14 protein-coding genes and 1 tRNA gene are annotated in these 15017 nt (G+C 70.5%); 5 read left to right on the top strand and 10 right to left on the bottom strand.

The features are described from left to right. Positions 1 to 47 precede the first annotated feature (47 nt). Positions 48 to 121 (top strand) — tRNA-Asp (locus tag AB5J51_RS21585). A gap of 563 nt (positions 122 to 684) precedes the next feature. Here AB5J51_RS21585 and bldC read toward each other — a convergent pair. Then, a complete protein-coding gene (bldC, locus tag AB5J51_RS21580) occupies positions 685 to 891 on the bottom strand; it encodes a developmental transcriptional regulator BldC (RefSeq protein WP_003949541.1) in 207 nt (68 codons plus the stop codon). A gap of 557 nt (positions 892 to 1448) precedes the next feature. Then, positions 1449 to 2303 (bottom strand): hypothetical protein, encoded by an 855-nt coding sequence (locus AB5J51_RS21575; RefSeq protein WP_199828093.1) that lies wholly within the window; start codon positions 2301 to 2303, stop codon positions 1449 to 1451. Positions 2304 to 2496: 193 nt separating this feature from the next. On the opposite strand from AB5J51_RS21575, the gene AB5J51_RS21570 reads away from it, so the two are divergent. Then, complete coding sequence (locus AB5J51_RS21570) at positions 2497 to 3633, top strand: Leu/Phe/Val dehydrogenase (RefSeq protein WP_369778386.1); 1137 nt, start codon at positions 2497 to 2499, stop codon at positions 3631 to 3633. A gap of 281 nt (positions 3634 to 3914) precedes the next feature. Next, the gene (locus AB5J51_RS21565; RefSeq protein ID WP_030292353.1) at positions 3915 to 4181 is read left to right on the top strand and encodes a DUF3073 domain-containing protein; all 267 of its coding nucleotides are present in this window, start codon (positions 3915 to 3917) and stop codon (positions 4179 to 4181) included. 141 nt (positions 4182 to 4322) lie between these two features. Here the strand turns inward: AB5J51_RS21565 and purM are convergent, their stop codons facing one another. Beyond that, positions 4323 to 5393 (bottom strand): phosphoribosylformylglycinamidine cyclo-ligase, encoded by a 1071-nt coding sequence (purM, locus tag AB5J51_RS21560; RefSeq protein ID WP_053788287.1) that lies wholly within the window; start codon positions 5391 to 5393, stop codon positions 4323 to 4325. Positions 5394 to 5498: 105 nt separating this feature from the next. Then, entirely contained in the window at positions 5499 to 7016 is a 1518-nt protein-coding gene (gene purF / locus AB5J51_RS21555) for an amidophosphoribosyltransferase (protein ID WP_030292355.1), read from the bottom strand. 148 nt (positions 7017 to 7164) lie between these two features. Here purF and AB5J51_RS21550 point away from each other — a divergent pair, with 148 nt between their 5' ends. After that, positions 7165 to 7260 (top strand): putative leader peptide, encoded by a 96-nt coding sequence (locus AB5J51_RS21550; RefSeq protein ID WP_350325720.1) that lies wholly within the window; start codon positions 7165 to 7167, stop codon positions 7258 to 7260. Positions 7261 to 7376: 116 nt separating this feature from the next. After that, entirely contained in the window at positions 7377 to 8798 is a 1422-nt protein-coding gene (locus tag AB5J51_RS21545; protein WP_369778384.1) for a sulfatase, read from the top strand. 22 nt (positions 8799 to 8820) lie between these two features. Here the strand turns inward: AB5J51_RS21545 and AB5J51_RS21540 are convergent, their stop codons facing one another. The 6 genes from AB5J51_RS21540 to purS form a co-directional block, all read right to left on the bottom strand. Continuing rightward, positions 8821 to 9636 (bottom strand): META domain-containing protein, encoded by an 816-nt coding sequence (locus AB5J51_RS21540; RefSeq protein WP_369778383.1) that lies wholly within the window; start codon positions 9634 to 9636, stop codon positions 8821 to 8823. 58 nt (positions 9637 to 9694) lie between these two features. Beyond that, entirely contained in the window at positions 9695 to 10477 is a 783-nt protein-coding gene (locus AB5J51_RS21535; RefSeq protein WP_053788290.1) for a maleylpyruvate isomerase family mycothiol-dependent enzyme, read from the bottom strand. A gap of 42 nt (positions 10478 to 10519) precedes the next feature. Next, the gene (locus AB5J51_RS21530; RefSeq protein ID WP_369778382.1) at positions 10520 to 11677 is read right to left on the bottom strand and encodes a hypothetical protein; all 1158 of its coding nucleotides are present in this window, start codon (positions 11675 to 11677) and stop codon (positions 10520 to 10522) included. 87 nt (positions 11678 to 11764) lie between these two features. Next, entirely contained in the window at positions 11765 to 14014 is a 2250-nt protein-coding gene (purL, locus tag AB5J51_RS21525; RefSeq protein WP_136225069.1) for a phosphoribosylformylglycinamidine synthase subunit PurL, read from the bottom strand. Next, positions 14011 to 14691, bottom strand: coding sequence for a phosphoribosylformylglycinamidine synthase subunit PurQ (gene purQ, locus AB5J51_RS21520; RefSeq protein ID WP_053788293.1), 681 nt, complete (start codon positions 14689 to 14691; stop codon positions 14011 to 14013). The genes purL and purQ overlap by 4 nt, the downstream gene beginning before the upstream one ends. Positions 14692 to 14693: 2 nt before the next feature. Continuing rightward, positions 14694 to 14945: a phosphoribosylformylglycinamidine synthase subunit PurS gene (gene purS / locus AB5J51_RS21515; protein WP_008740952.1), complete on the bottom strand. Its 252-nt coding sequence runs from the start codon at positions 14943 to 14945 to the stop codon at positions 14694 to 14696. Between the last annotated feature and the right edge of the window lie 72 nt (positions 14946 to 15017).

Raw genomic sequence — 15017 nt, 5'->3', positions numbered from 1 at the left:
CTGCTGTACAGTCTGATTCGCAGCCACGCCGGAACGGCTGCGAACGAGGTCCTGTGGAGCAGTTGGTTAGCTCGCCACCCTGTCAAGGTGGAGGTCGCGGGTTCAAGTCCCGTCAGGATCGCAAGAAGAGCAGGGCCCGTATCCCCAGGGATACGGGCCCTGTTGCGTTGCCCGCACCCGCCACCCCTCCGCGCCCCCTTGAGAGCCCCCGTTGAGAGCCCCCGGCGGCCGCTCAGGGGCCCGTCGGAGACTCCACGGGGGCTCAGGGGGCCCAGGGGGGTTCACCTCGGACCCCTCGGGGCATCCGCCAAGAAAATCCCCCGTCTGCGTGAGGCGGTCTGCGACGCACGCCCCCTTACGGGTGCATTGCGCGTTGTACAAGAGTGACAGCCTGTGACGGGAGTCACCACATGAGTTTTTGAGACTCGCACATTTATCGCACCCATACGCGTGCTCGATTTAATATGTGCAATGGCACCTACCTCGCCGGCACTCCGCAGCAGCCCGATTCCGCCCGCCCCGGGCATAAAAAAGATCGCGCTGGACCCGGCGGAGTCCAGCGCGATCGAACGCCGAGAACCTGTTGGGGCAGGTCCGAGAGCGTTTGAAGCCATGTGGGTTTCATCGGATTGGGGGACCCGATTCAAGCCCGGTAAAGCGGGGTGCTTACGTGCTTGCGCGACCTCAGGCCTCGCTGCGCTGCTGCGGAATTCCCGCGAGCAGTGCGCGAACCTCGGCCTCGCGGTATCGGCGGTGTCCACCCAGGGTGCGGATGGACGTGAGCTTGCCAGCCTTGGCCCAGCGGGTGACCGTCTTCGGGTCCACGCGGAACATCGTGGCAACCTCAGCCGGGGTCAGCAGCGGCTCGGCATCAGGGGTGCGAGCGGTCATGAGCGGCCTCCTCGGGAGAACCGAACCATCTCGGTTCTTTCCTCTAAATTCTGCACCTTGGCCCGCGTTGCCCGAAATGGACATACGCGGGCCGAGTCGGTTATAGGACGAACGGCTTGTCCTCGGCACTACAACTACACCATCTGTCCAGCCTCGACGGCCAAACCGATGGAATTGCCCTCCGAGGTGTTCATCAGCGGCGGAAGCCGATGGACCGTCCCATAACGGACAGTCACCCCACTGTGACGATCAGTCACAGAGCGATCAGGAGTCGTCAGGACCCCCCGTAGAGTGCAATGCCGAGCATTCCGCCCTTAGTTGGGCGGAAGGAACCCTCCCCGGACTCCTTGTCCTATTTTGGCACGAGGGTAGGGGAAGGGCGCAAGGGTGTGGTTAGTGCGGTCCGTCACGCTTGGGCCAATGGCCCGTATCGGGACGAAGGTCCTGGAACTAAGACCTGAATGTGGTGATCACGCCTCTGATCAGCCACTTGTGGCTGATCGACCGATACGCACGGTACGCGACGCCCTCGCAGCCGCCGTCCACCCCGCCGCCGGTCAGTTCGCGAACAGTCTCTCCCGGACCTCCCGCCAGCGCTCCGCCAGCTCCTCGTACGCCTCCGCCGCCCCGGCCTCGTCCCCGGCCCGCAGCGCGGCGATCCCCGCCGCCACGTCCCGGGCCGAGCGGTCGGCGCGCAGCCGGTCCGCCGGCAGCGCGTGGACCAGGCCCCCGTAGTCCAGCTCGACCATCGAGCGCGGGTGGAACTCCTCCAGCCAGCTGCCGACCTCCACCAGCCCGTCCGCGAGCCCCCCGTACCCGTCGGCCTCCCGTAGCGTCCGCAGTCCCCGCGCGAGCCGCCGCCGGGCCTGCACCATCGGCGTCCGGTAGCGCATCCGCTCGCCCGGCACGTACTCCCGCTCGTCGTCGGCCACCAGCACGAACCAGCGCAGCGGCACCTGCCACACCGCGGTACGGATCCACGGGCGCGCGTCCGGGTTCCGCTCGCGCCAGCGCTCGTACTCCTCGGCCGCCCGCCGCCTCGCCGCCGCCGGGAGCGCCGCGTCCAGCACGGGGAGCGGGAACTGGTCGACCAGCTCCTGGAGCGCCAGCCAGCCGCGCAGTCTGGTCCGCCACGGGCAGACCAGCAGCACCCCGTCCACCTCCGCCGTGAACGCCTCCGCGCTCTCCTGCGCCGGCACCCCGACCACCGGCACCCGGACCAAGTCGGAGAGCGAGCGGCGCAGTTCGTCCTGGGCGGTCGGGACCACCCCGCGCCGGGCGTACGAGGCCCAGTGCGCGCGCTCCGGCTCCGCGAAAGCCGCCAGGGGCTCGTAGACGCGCAGGTAGGAGGCGTACGGGACGGTCGGCGCCGAGCGCGCCGAGGGCAGCTTGGGGTCGGAGGTTTCGCTCACGCTCTCGTACTCCCCCGCACCGCCCGGCGATACTCCGCCGGGCGTCCGCCGGACCTCCAGGGACGGGCGCCCATACTCCGGGAGTGTTTCGATCTCTGGACAGGTCGACTGCACACGCCCTGCAGGTCTTACGCTGCTCCCAGCGCGCCCTCCCCCACCCGCAGGGCGGGCGTCATTCCGCCGCATCTCTTCCATGGGAGTCACCACCGTGACCGAAATGACCGACGGCGTCCTGCACACCCTGTTCCGTTCGGAACAGGGCGGCCACGAGCAAGTCGTGCTGTGCCAGGACCGAGCCTCCGGCCTGAAGGCCGTCATCGCGATCCACTCCACCGCTCTGGGCCCCGCCCTCGGCGGTACGCGCTTCCACGCGTACGCCTCCGACGAGGAGGCCGTCATGGACGCGCTGAACCTCTCGCGCGGCATGTCCTACAAGAACGCCATGGCCGGGCTCGACCTCGGCGGCGGCAAGGCCGTGATCATCGGGGACCCGGACGTCCTGAAGTCCGAGGAACTGCTGCTGGCCTACGGCCGGTTCGTGGAGTCCCTCGGCGGCCGCTACGTGACGGCCTGCGACGTCGGCACGTACGTGGCGGACATGGACGTCGTGGCCCGCGAGACCCGCTGGGCGACCGGCCGCTCCCCCGAGAACGGCGGCGCCGGCGACTCCTCGGTCCTCACCGCCTTCGGCGTCTTCCAGGGCATGCGCGCCAGCGCGCAGCACCTGTGGGGCGACCCGACGCTGCGGGGCCGCAAGGTCGCCGTGGCCGGCGTCGGCAAGGTCGGCCACTACCTCGTCGAGCACCTCCTGGAGGACGGCGCCGAGGTCGTGATCACGGACGTCCGCGCGGAGTCGGTGCGCCGGATCCTCGACAAGCACCCGCAGGTCACCGCCGTGGCGGACACCAACGCCCTGATCCGCACCGAGGGCCTGGACATCTACGCCCCCTGCGCACTCGGCGGGGCGCTGAACGACGAGTCGGTACCCGTCCTGACCGCCAAGGTCGTGTGCGGCGCCGCGAACAACCAGCTCGCCCACCCGGGCGTGGAGAAGGACCTCGCGGACCGCGGGATCCTCTACGCGCCCGATTACGTGGTGAACGCGGGCGGGGTCATCCAGGTCGCCGACGAGCTGCACGGTTTCGACTTCGACCGCTGCAAGGTCAAGGCCGCGAAGATCTTCGACACCACCCTGGCCATATTTGCTCGCGCGAAGACGGACGGGATCCCGCCGGCCGCGGCGGCCGACCGGATCGCCGAGCAGCGGATGGCGGACGCCCGCGCCGCGAAGGCCGCGAAGGGCACCGCCCCGGCTGCCGACCCGTCGTAACGGACCCTGATGTGCGCCCGCCGGGGTGCGGCGAGACGGAACTCACTGCACTTCGGCGGGTCGCCCGCCAGGAAAGGGTTAAAATCGCAGCTGACCAGCGAGGACGGGGCGCCTCTTTGGTCCTGCACCGGGGCACGTCATGCGGGCGGCGTACCGTATGGCCGCGGAAGCAGGTACCGTTAAAGCCCTACGGACGGTCTCTCCACGGAGAGCCCGCTCCGAACCATGAACGCGTGTCAGACTCTGGGGCCGTCGAGCCCCGTCACCGAGGGGGTCGAGCCATGGGGCGCGGCCGGGCCAAGGCCAAGCAGACAAAGGTCGCCCGCCAGCTGAAGTACAACAGCGGCGGGACTGACCTCTCGCGTCTGGCCAACGAGCTGGGCGCATCGCCGACGGAACCGCTGCTGCCTGTCAGCGAGCCGGTCGAAGTCGATGACGATCTGGACGACGACGACCCGTACGCCAAGTACGCGGATCTGTACAACAGCGATGATGACGACGACGAGGACGAAGAGTCCGGCCCGTCGGCACAGCGCCGTGGCGCTTGACGCTCTACCGCGTCTCCTTCGCGTCTGCACCACACAGGTGGCGGCCAGTCAGTGACTGACCCCGGCTGAGCAACACAAGAACCCGGTCCAGGGCCTCGCCCCGGACCGGGTTTCGGTGTTGGCCGCCGTTGTCCCGGCCGGTCAGCTCGCGTACGCGCCGGTCAGGGCCGCGCCCTCGGTGTGTGCACCGCGGTCCAGGATCTCGCCCGCGACCCAGGCGTCCACGCCGCGGTCGCCCAGCGCGGTCAGGGCCACGTCCACCGACTCCTGCGGGACCACGGCCATCATGCCGACGCCCATGTTCAGGGTCTTCTCCAGCTCCAGCTGCTCGACCTGACCGGCCTTGCCGACCAGGTCGAAGATCGCACCCGGGGCCCAGGTCGAACGGTCGACCGTCGCGTGCAGGTGATCCGGGATGACCCGGGCCAGGTTCGCCGCCAGGCCGCCGCCGGTGATGTGCGAGTACGCGTGGACCTCGGCCGTACGGGTGAGGGCCATGCAGTCCAGCGAGTAGATCTTGGTCGGCTCCAGGAGCTCCTCGCCGAGGGTCCTGCCGAGCTCCTCGACGTGCTGCCCGAGCGACATCTTGGCGCGGTCGAAGAGGACGTGCCGGACCAGCGAGTACCCGTTCGAGTGAAGACCGGAGGACGCCATCGCGATGACGGCGTCACCCGTACGGATGCGATCCGCACCGAGCAGGCGGTCGTACTCGACGACGCCGGTGCCGGCGCCCGCCACGTCGAAGTCGTCCGGGCCGAGCAGACCCGGGTGCTCGGCGGTCTCGCCGCCCACCAGGGCGCAGCCGGCGAGGACGCAGCCCTCGGCGATTCCCTTGACGATCGCCGCGACACGCTCCGGGTGGACCTTGCCCACGCAGATGTAGTCCGTCATGAAGAGCGGCTCGGCGCCGCAGACGACGATGTCGTCCATGACCATCGCGACGAGGTCGTGGCCGATGGTGTCGTACACGCCCAGCTGGCGGGCGATGTCCACCTTCGTGCCGACCCCGTCGGTCGCGGAGGCCAGCAGCGGGCGCTCGTAGCGCTTGAGGGCGGAGGCGTCGAAGAGGCCGGCGAACCCGCCGAGGCCGCCGAGGACCTCGGGGCGCTGCGTCTTCTTCACCCACTCCTTCATCAGCTCGACGGCGCGGTCTCCCGCTTCGATGTCCACGCCTGCGGCTGCGTAGCTGGCACCGGTGGTCTTCTCTGTCATGACAGGGAGAGCTTTCGTGTCGTTACTGCTTGTGGTGCCGGGCCCTGGGAGAAGCTTGAAAGGCAGGGCCCGGCGCAGGTGGAGCAGGGATTGCGGGACGCGGCGCTACGGACGCCGGAGCGCGTCGGCGGCGTCGGTGCCGCCCGCGAGCTCGGACTCCAGGAGCTGCTTGCCCAGGAGCTGCGGGTCGGGCAGCTCCATGGGGTACTCGCCGTCGAAGCAGGCACGGCAGAGGTTGGGCTTCTGGATGGTCGTCGCCTCGATCATCGCGTCGAGCGAGATGTACGAGAGCGAGTCCGCGCCCAGCGACGTGGCGATCTCGTCGACCGTCATGCCGTTGGCGATCAGCTCGGCCCGGGTGGCGAAGTCGATGCCGAAGAAGCACGGCCACTTCACCGGCGGCGAGGAGATCCGGATGTGGACCTCGGCCGCGCCGGCCTCGCGGAGCATCTTGACCAGGGCGCGCTGCGTGTTGCCGCGGACGATCGAGTCGTCCACGACCACCAGGCGCTTGCCCCGGATGACTTCCTTGAGGGGATTGAGCTTCAGGCGGATGCCCAGCTGGCGGATCGTCTGCGAGGGCTGGATGAAGGTCCGGCCGACGTAGGCGTTCTTGACCAGGCCGGAGCCGTACGGGATCCCGCTGGCCTCGGCGTATCCGACGGCGGCGGGCGTGCCGGACTCCGGCGTCGCTATCACCAGGTCGGCGTCGACCGGGGCTTCCTTGGCCAGGCGCCGGCCCATCTCGACGCGTGAGAGGTAGACGTTGCGGCCGGCGATGTCGGTGTCCGGGCGCGCCAGGTAGACGTACTCGAAGACACAGCCCTTGGGCTTTGCTTCCGCGAATCGAGAGGTGCGCAGACCGTTCTCGTCGATCGCGATGAGCTCGCCCGGCTCGACCTCGCGGACGAAGCTGGCGCCGCAGATGTCGAGGGCGGCGGTCTCACTGGCGACCACCCAGCCGCGCTCCAGGCGGCCGAGGACCAGCGGGCGGATGCCCTGCGGGTCACGGGCGGTGTAGAGGGTTCCCTCGTCCATGAAGACGAGCGAGAACGCACCCTTGACCTTCGGGAGGACCTTGGTGGCCGACTCCTCGATCGTCAGGGGCTTGCCGTCGTCGTCCGTCTGGCCGGCCAGCAGGGCGGTGACCAGGTCGGTGTCGTTGGTGGCCGCCACCTGGGTGGCACGGCCGTCCTGACGGGGGAGGTCGGCGACCATCTCGGCAAGCTCGGCGGTGTTCACCAGGTTGCCGTTGTGACCCAGGGCAATGGAGCCGTGGGCGGTCGCGCGGAAAGTGGGCTGCGCGTTCTCCCAGACGGAGGCTCCGGTGGTCGAGTAGCGGGCGTGACCGACCGCGATATGACCCTGGAGCGAGCCGAGAGAGGTTTCGTCGAAGACCTGGGAAACGAGGCCCATGTCCTTGAAGACGAGGATCTGGGAACCGTTGCTCACAGCGATTCCCGCGGACTCTTGTCCACGGTGCTGCAACGCATACAGTCCGAAGTAGGTGAGCTTGGCGACCTCTTCACCCGGAGCCCAGACACCGAAGACGCCGCAAGCGTCCTGGGGGCCCTTTTCGCCGGGGAGCAGGTCGTGGTTGAGTCGTCCATCACCACGAGGCACGCTTCCGAGTGTAGGCGAGATCGACCACTGGTCCGAATTGGGGACGCCCGGGAAATCTCACAGCACAGAGGGTGACCAGACGGCTCCGTCTCGGCATTCGGATCACCTTGTTGACATCTACGAGGGCATTCGTACAGGCTCTCGGCCCATGCAGCCTCTCGGTGACCGTTCCGTCACCCTCGTCGAGCGCCGCCACGTAGACCTGGTCCGTGTCGCGAGCGCCATCTGTCGCTGTTCCGCGTAGCCGCAACTCTCCTTTCCCTTTTCTTTTTTCCGCTCCTGCCGCCCCTGCCCCGCCGTGCCGCGCGCCGTCCTGCGCGCCCGCCGGGCCGGGTGGCCGAGCCATGCCTTGGAGTACTTGTGCCTTCGTACGACGACCACCTGTCCCGGCGTGCCTTCGGCACCGCCGTCGGAGCGACCGCGGCCGCGGCGGCCGTGGGGCTGGGCGCCGCGCCCGCCCAGGCGGCTCAGGAGACCGCCGGGCCCGAGGAGCGGGAGTTCCGCGCCGCCCGCGGCCGGCAATCCCGGCGGCCCAACATCCTGTTCGTGCTGGGCGACGACCTCGGCTGGGCCGATCTGTCCTCGTACGGCTCCCCGCACATCAAGACCCCGAACCTGGACCGGCTGGCCCGCCAGGGCGTCCGCTTCACCGATGCCTACTCCGGCTCCGCCACCTGCTCGCCGACGCGGTTCAGCCTGTACACGGGCCGCTACCCGGGCCGGGTCGCGGGCGGGCTCGCCGAGCCCATCGCCGACAAGAGCGCCGGCCTTGAGCCCACTCACCCGACGCTGGCCTCGCTGCTGCGCGACGCGGGTTACGCGACCGCGCTGATCGGCAAATGGCACTGCGGCTACCTGCCCGACCACAGTCCGACCAAGTCGGGCTGGGACGAGTTCTTCGGCAACTTCGGCGGGGCCCTGGAGTACTACTCCAAGCTGGGTCTCGGCGGCGAGTACGACCTCTACGAAGGCGACGCCACCTACAAGGACCTGCGCTACTACACGCGGATCATCACCGAGCGGGCCGCCGAGTACGTCTCCCGCGACCACGGCGGCAGGCCGTGGCTGCTCAACCTCAACTTCACCACCCCGCACTGGCCTTGGATCGCCGACGGGGACACCGTGGCGAGCGCCGAGGTCGAACGCCGGATCAAGGCGGGCGACGCCCGGGCGCTGTGGCACCAGGACGGCGGCTCCGTCGAGAAGTACCGGCAGATGGTCGAGGACCTCGACCGCTCGATCGGCGAGGTGCTGAAGGCGCTCGACCGGTCGGGGCAGGCGAACGACACACTGATCGTCTTCTCCAGCGACAACGGCGGCGAGCGGTTCTCGTACAACTGGCCGCTCTCCGGCAACAAGGCCTCCCTCCAGGAGGGCGGGATCCGGGTGCCGAACATCCTGCGCTGGCCGGCCCGGATCGACGGCGGGCAGGTCAGCCGGGTCCCGGTCTTCACCCCGGACTGGACGGCGACCCTGCTGGAGCTGGCCGGGGCACGGCCGCACCCGGCCTACCCCCTGGACGGCGCCAGCCTGGCCGGGTACCTGCTGCGCGGCGAGAAGATCGCCGAGCGGAACCTGTTCTGGCGGGTGCGCGGCGAGCGGGCCCTGCGCCGGGGGGACTGGAAGTACTACCGCGGCAAGGCGGGCCGGGACCAGCTGTTCCACCTGGCCGGCGATGCCCGGGAGCAGGCCGACAAGGCTGCCCTGGAACCGGCCCGGCTGGCGGAGCTGCGTACGGCCTGGGAGAAGGTGGACGCGGGGCTGCTGCCGTACCCGGGCTGACGGGCACCGGTGGCGCGGGGGGTCATTCCGCGGCCGAGCCGGCCGTCGCGGTCAGGCCCGTGGCATCCGGCGCGGTGAGGGTGAGGGTCCCGCCCTCGACGCTCCAGGTGAGCGGGGACCCGGCGAAGAGCTCGGTCAGCTTCCGCTCGAGCTCGCCCTGCGGACCCTCGCAGGCCATCCGGGTGGTGGTCAGCGGGCCGAAGGTGACCCTGGGCCCGTCGACCGTGGCCTTGGCGCTGAAGCGGTTGCAACCCAGGTTGCCGCTCGCGGTGCCGTCGGCGCCGAGGCTGAACACGGCCTTGCCTGCCGCCCCGGCCGGTACGGAGGACACGGTCTCCCCGCTGCGCAGCGAGGTGACGGTCCACATGGTCGCCGTGATCGGGGCGTCCGGCGTACGGGGCTCCGAGCTCATCACGATCGTGTTCCCGTCGGGCGTCTTCAGCGTGAGCCGGCCGGGCTGGCGCTCGAAGGTCAGCCGGCCGGTGAACAGCTTGGCGAAGGCCGTCTCGAACTCCATGTTCTCGCAGGCCATGGTGGTGGAGGAGCCCGGTTTCACGGTGATGCCGGTGGCTCCGTCGTGGGTGATCCCGGCGGTGAATCCGTTGCAGCCGTAGTTGCCGGTGGCCTGCTCGGGCTCACCGACCGGGAAGGTCACCTGGGCGGCGGCGGGCGCCGTGAGGGTCTTCCCGTCCACGGTCAGGCTCTGCACGTTCCAGGTCCCGGACGTGCCGTGGCCGGGGGCGGTGCCGGGTGTACCGCCGCCGTCACCGCAGGCGGTGACGGCGGCCAGGGTCAGGAGGGCGACGAGGGCTGCGGGGAGGTTCCGGAGCGTTCGCATGTCCCTGGGACGGAAACGGCGCCGTGGCGGTTCCCCGTCGGCCCGGCGCGCGTTCGTCTCAGCGCATCACCGGCAGCAGCGCCGCCAGATCGGCCCGCTCCCCGCTGGCCCTGACCTGCGCGCCTTCGACGGCCGCGGCCCAGTCCGTACGCCCGGTGGCCAGCCGGATCCAGGTCAGCGGGTCCGTCTCGACCACGTTCGGCGGGGTGCCGCGGGTGTGGCGGGGCCCCTCGATGCACTGGACCACCGCGAACGGCGGGATCCGTACCTCCACCGAGGCGCCCGGGGCCTTGAGCGCGAGGGCGTCGGCGAGCAGCCGGGTGCAGGCGGCCAGCGCCTGCCGCTCGATCGGGATGTCCACCCCGGCGGCCCGGGCCAGGTCGTCGGTGTGGACCACCAGTTCCACGGTCCGGGTGACCAGGAAGTCGGCCAGGGTCATGTCCCCGACCCACAGCTCGAGCACCCGGCTGCCGGGATTCGCCGCCAGCGCCTCGGCCATGCGGACGCCGGCCCGCTCGTACAGCTCGGCCAGCGGGGCGCCCCCGAGGGTCTCCTTGGCCGCCTCGGCGATCTTCCCGGCGAGGGAGGCGGTGGCGAAGGGCCATTCGACGGCGGTCAGTTCCGGTACGGCGGCGGGGGGCCGGGCCAGTCCGCTCGCGAGCGAGTCCGCGATCCACGCGATGTGCGCGGCGAGGTCGGCGACGGTCCAGTCGCCGAGGCCGCTGGGCCGCGCGAGCTGCTCGTCGTCCAACCCCCCTACGGCCTCGGCCACATGCCCGAACTGCGCGGTGACGGCGGTACGGACCTTGGCGGCGTCGTACCTGCGGATCTTGGGTGCCATGGGGGGAGTCTGCCCGATCGGTCGCCGCCGCCGCAGCTGCTGTCACTGCCGCAGCCGCTGGAGGGAGTACGAAGTGCCCGCCGGCTTCCACGGCTTCAGGCGGTGGAGGCGGACCGGCAGCAGCGGGGCGGCGGTGAGCTCGGAGGCGATCGTGCTGCTGCCGGAGAGGGGGGCGGCGTGGACGGCGTACTCGAGGAGCACCTCGGCTCCCTCGCAGGGCACTCCGTACAGGACCGCCTCGTAGGGCTCACGGGTGTGGTCGATGTCGTGGTGCTCGGCGCGCAGCCGGTCCTCCGGCCCGGCCAGCAGGACCCGGCCGCCCCCGGACCAGAACCGGCGGGTGTCCCCGAACCGGCTGCGGAAGCCGATCAGCGGCGGGGCCGTGGTCGTCCGGGCGTCCGCGACCAGCCAGGTGTACCCGGAGGCGCGGCCGCGGACACCGACGCGCAGCACCGGCTGCGGCCCGTCGTGCAGCCGTCGGGCGGCGCGCCGTGCCGTGAGGCCGCGCCCGAGCAGCGGGGGCCCGGGGATGAGCAGCAGCAGGGACAGCATCTGCTGGTTGATGGCGTTGTACGGGGCCTGCGCGCTCGCCCCCAGGTCCGCCACGAGGGCCCAGGCCAGGCAGGCCGCGCCGGTGAGGGTGAGCAGCCCGCCGATGAGGATCGGCCACCGGCCCCGGTGGCGGTGGCCGTCCGGGAGGTGCTCCGGAATCGGGCTGCGGGCGTCACCGGCCGCTTCGAGGAACAGGGCGCGCTGCCGGCGCCGGGCGCGCAGGCGCAGCACGGCCCCGGTGAACGTCCAGGCGCAGACGGCGATGACCAGCCAGCATCCGGCGCGGCCTTCGTCGGTGACGTGGTCCGGGCCGTACAGGCGGCCCGCCATGTCCAGGGCGATCACGGGAGCGGACACGGCGGTGGCGGCCGGCAGGTAGCGGTACCAGGCGGGGAGCGCGAGGAACAGGATCGCGGAGTGGTAGCCGACCCAGTCGGTGCCGGACGACGCGGCGGTCTCGGGATCGTCGGAGCCGACCAGGGAGAACCCGTAGAAGACCAGCGGCACCAGGAGCCAGCACACCACGGTGGGTGCGAAGAGCAGGGGGACGCGTGCGTCACGCCAGCGCCGGGCCGCCTCGACCGTCCAGGGCCGGGCGCCGCCCTCGGGCAGGGCCGCCTCGGGCAGGATCTTGACCATTTCGTTCACGGCGCCAGTATGCGAACGTGCCCTCGCAGGTCAGAAGGCCTGCGAGGGCACGGAATCGCTACAACCGCCGTGCGGTGCGGGGCGGGATCAGGCCAGCAGGGCCGGGATCGTCGCCTCGTGCGCGGTACGGAGTTCCGCGAGCGGGATCGTGAACTCGCCCTGGACCTCGATCTCCTCGCCGTCCACCACGCCGATGCGGGTGGCGGGCAGGCCCCGCGCACCGCACATGTCGGTGAACCGGAGCTCCTCGCTGCGCGGGACGGCCACGATGGCCCGGCCCGCCGACTCGGAGAACAGGAAGGTGAACGCGTCCAGGCCCTCGGGAACCACGACGCGCGCGCCGTTGCCGCCCTTGAGGCAGGACTCGGTGAGCGCCTGGATCACGCCGCCGTCGGACAGGTCGTGCGCCGCGTCGACCATGCCGTCGCGGGACGCAGAGATCAGGATCTCGCCGAGCAGCTTCTCGCGGCCCAGGTCCACCTTGGGCGGCATGCCGCCGAGGTGGTCGTGGACGACCTGGGACCAGGCCGAGCCGCCGAACTCCTCGGCCGTGTCGCCCAGCAGGTACAGCAGCTGGCCGGCCTCCGCGAACGCCATCGGCGTACGGCGGTTGACGTCGTCGATCACGCCGAGGACCGCCACGACCGGGGTCGGGTGGATCGCCACGTCACCGGTCTGGTTGTACAGCGAGACGTTGCCGCCGGTCACCGGGGTGCCCAGCTCCAGGCAGCCGTCCGCGAGACCGCGGGTGGCCTCGGCGAACTGCCACATGACGCCCGGGTCCTCGGGCGAGCCGAAGTTGAGGCAGTCGGAGATGGCGAGCGGCTTGGCGCCGGTCGCGGCGACGTTGCGGTACGCCTCAGCCAGCGCGAGCTGTGCACCCGTGTACGGGTCGAGCTTCGCGAAGCGGCCGTTGCCGTCCGTCGCCATGGCCACACCGAGGTTGGACTCCTCGTCGATGCGGACCATGCCGGCGTCCTCGGGCTGCGAGAGCACCGTGTTGCCCTGCACGAAGCGGTCGTACTGGTCGGTGACCCAGGACTTCGAGGCCTGGTTCGGGGACGAGACCAGGGCCAGGACCTGCGCACGGAGCTCTTCCGAGGTCTGCGGGCGGGGCAGCTTGCCCGCGTCGTCGGCCTGGAGGGCGTCCTGCCACTCGGGGCGGGCGTAGGGCCGGTTGTAGACCGGGCCCTCGTGGGCGACGGTGCCCGGGGGCACGTCCACGATCTGCTCGCCGTGCCAGAAGATCTCCAGGCGCTCGCCGTCGGTCACCTCACCGATGACGGTGGCGATGACGTCCCACTTCTCGCAGATCTCCATGAAGCGGCCGACGTGCTGCGGCTCGACGATCGCGCACATGCGTTCCTGCGACTCGCTCATGAGGATTTCCTCGGGCGAGAGCGTGGCGTCGCGCAGCGGGACGGTGTCCAGCTCCACGCGCATGCCGCCGGAACCGGCGGAGGCCAGCTCGGACGTGGCGCAGGAGAGCCCGGCGCCGCCGAGGTCCTGGATGCCCGCGACCAGCTTCTCCTTGAAGATCTCCAGGGTGCACTCGATGAGGAGCTTCTCCTGGAAGGGGTCGCCGACCTGGACGGCGGGGCGCTTGGTGGGCTTGGTGTCGTCGAAGGTCTCGGACGCGAGGACCGAGACGCCGCCGATGCCGTCGCCGCCGGTGCGGGCACCGTAGAGGATCACCTTGTTGCCGGGGCCGGAGGCCTTGGCGAGGTGGATGTCCTCGTGCTTCATGACGCCGATGCAGCCGGCGTTGACCAGCGGGTTGCCCTGGTAGCAGGCGTCGAAGACGACCTCGCCGCCGATGTTCGGCAGGCCGAGGCAGTTGCCGTAGCCGCCGATGCCCGCGACCACGCCCGGCAGGACGCGCTTGGTGTCGGGGTGGTCGGCCGCGCCGAAGCGCAGCGGGTCGACGACCGCGACCGGGCGGGCGCCCATGGCGAGGATGTCGCGGACGATGCCGCCGATGCCGGTGGCCGCGCCCTGGTAGGGCTCGATGTACGACGGGTGGTTGTGCGACTCGACCTTGAAGGTGACCGCGTAGCCCTGGCCGACGTCGACGACGCCGGCGTTCTCGCCGATGCCGACGAGCATGGCGTCGTTCTGGGGGACCTTCTCGCCGAACTGCTTCAGGTGGACCTTGCTGCTCTTGTACGAGCAGTGCTCGGACCACATGACGGAGTACATGGCGAGCTCGGCGCCCGTGGGGCGGCGGCCGAGGATCTCCCGGATGCGCGCGTACTCGTCCTCCTTGAGGCCGAGTTCCTTCCAGGGCTGGGAGGCGTCCGGGGTTTCGGTGGCGTTCTTGACCGTGTCGAGGCTCATGCGGAGACCAGCTTCTTCAGGACCGACGTGAAGAACGGGAGGCCGTCGGTGCGGCCCGTCCCGATCAGCGGCTCCACCGCGTGCTCGGGGTGCGGCATGAGGCCGACGACGTTGCCCGCGGCGTTGGTGATGCCGGCGATGTCGCGGAGCGACCCGTTCGGGTTCATGTCGACGTAGCGGAAGGCCACGCGGCCTTCGGCCTCGAGCTCGTCGAGGACGCGCTCGTCGGCGACGTACCGGCCGTCCATGTTCTTGAGCGGTACGGAGATCTCCTGGCCGGCGGCGTAGTCGCCGGTCCACGCGGTCTCCGCGTTCTCCACCCGCAGCTTCTGGTCGCGGCAGATGAAGTGCAGGTGGTTGTTCCGGAGCATCGCCCCCGGCAGCAGGTGGGCCTCGGTGAGGATCTGGAAGCCGTTGCAGATGCCGAGGACGGGCATGCCGCCCTTGGCCTGCTCGATGATGGTCTCCATCACCGGCGAGAACCGGGAGATGGCTCCGGCGCGCAGGTAGTCCCCGTAGGAGAAGCCGCCCGCGAGGACGACCGCGTCGACCTGGTGCAGGTCCTTGTCGCGGTGCCACAGCGAGACGGGTTCGGCCCCCGCGAGGCGGACGGCGCGCAGCGAGTCACGGTCGTCGAGCGTTCCGGGGAACGTGACGACTCCGATGCGAGTGGTCACCGTCAGGCCTCGACCTTCACGGTGAAGTCTTCGATGACGGTGTTGGCGAGGAACGTTTCGGCCATCTTGTGGATGCGGTCGAGGGCGGCCTGGTCGACCGGTCCCTCCACCTCGAGCTCGAAGCGCTTCCCCTGGCGGACGTCGGCGATGCCCTCGAATCCCAGGCGCGGCAGTGCACGCTGCACCGCCTGGCCCTGGGGGTCGAGGATCTCCGGCTTGAGCATGACGTCGACTACGACGCGTGCCACTGGCACTCCCGATGGGTGGTTGGTGCGAAGGCGGTTCCCTCAGCGTACCCGTCCGAAATTTCTACGCGGGTAGATATC

Source organism: Streptomyces sp. R33 (assembly GCF_041200175.1).
GTDB classification, from domain to species: domain Bacteria; phylum Actinomycetota; class Actinomycetes; order Streptomycetales; family Streptomycetaceae; genus Streptomyces; species Streptomyces katrae_B.
This window is presented reverse-complemented; position numbering and strand designations above follow the sequence as displayed.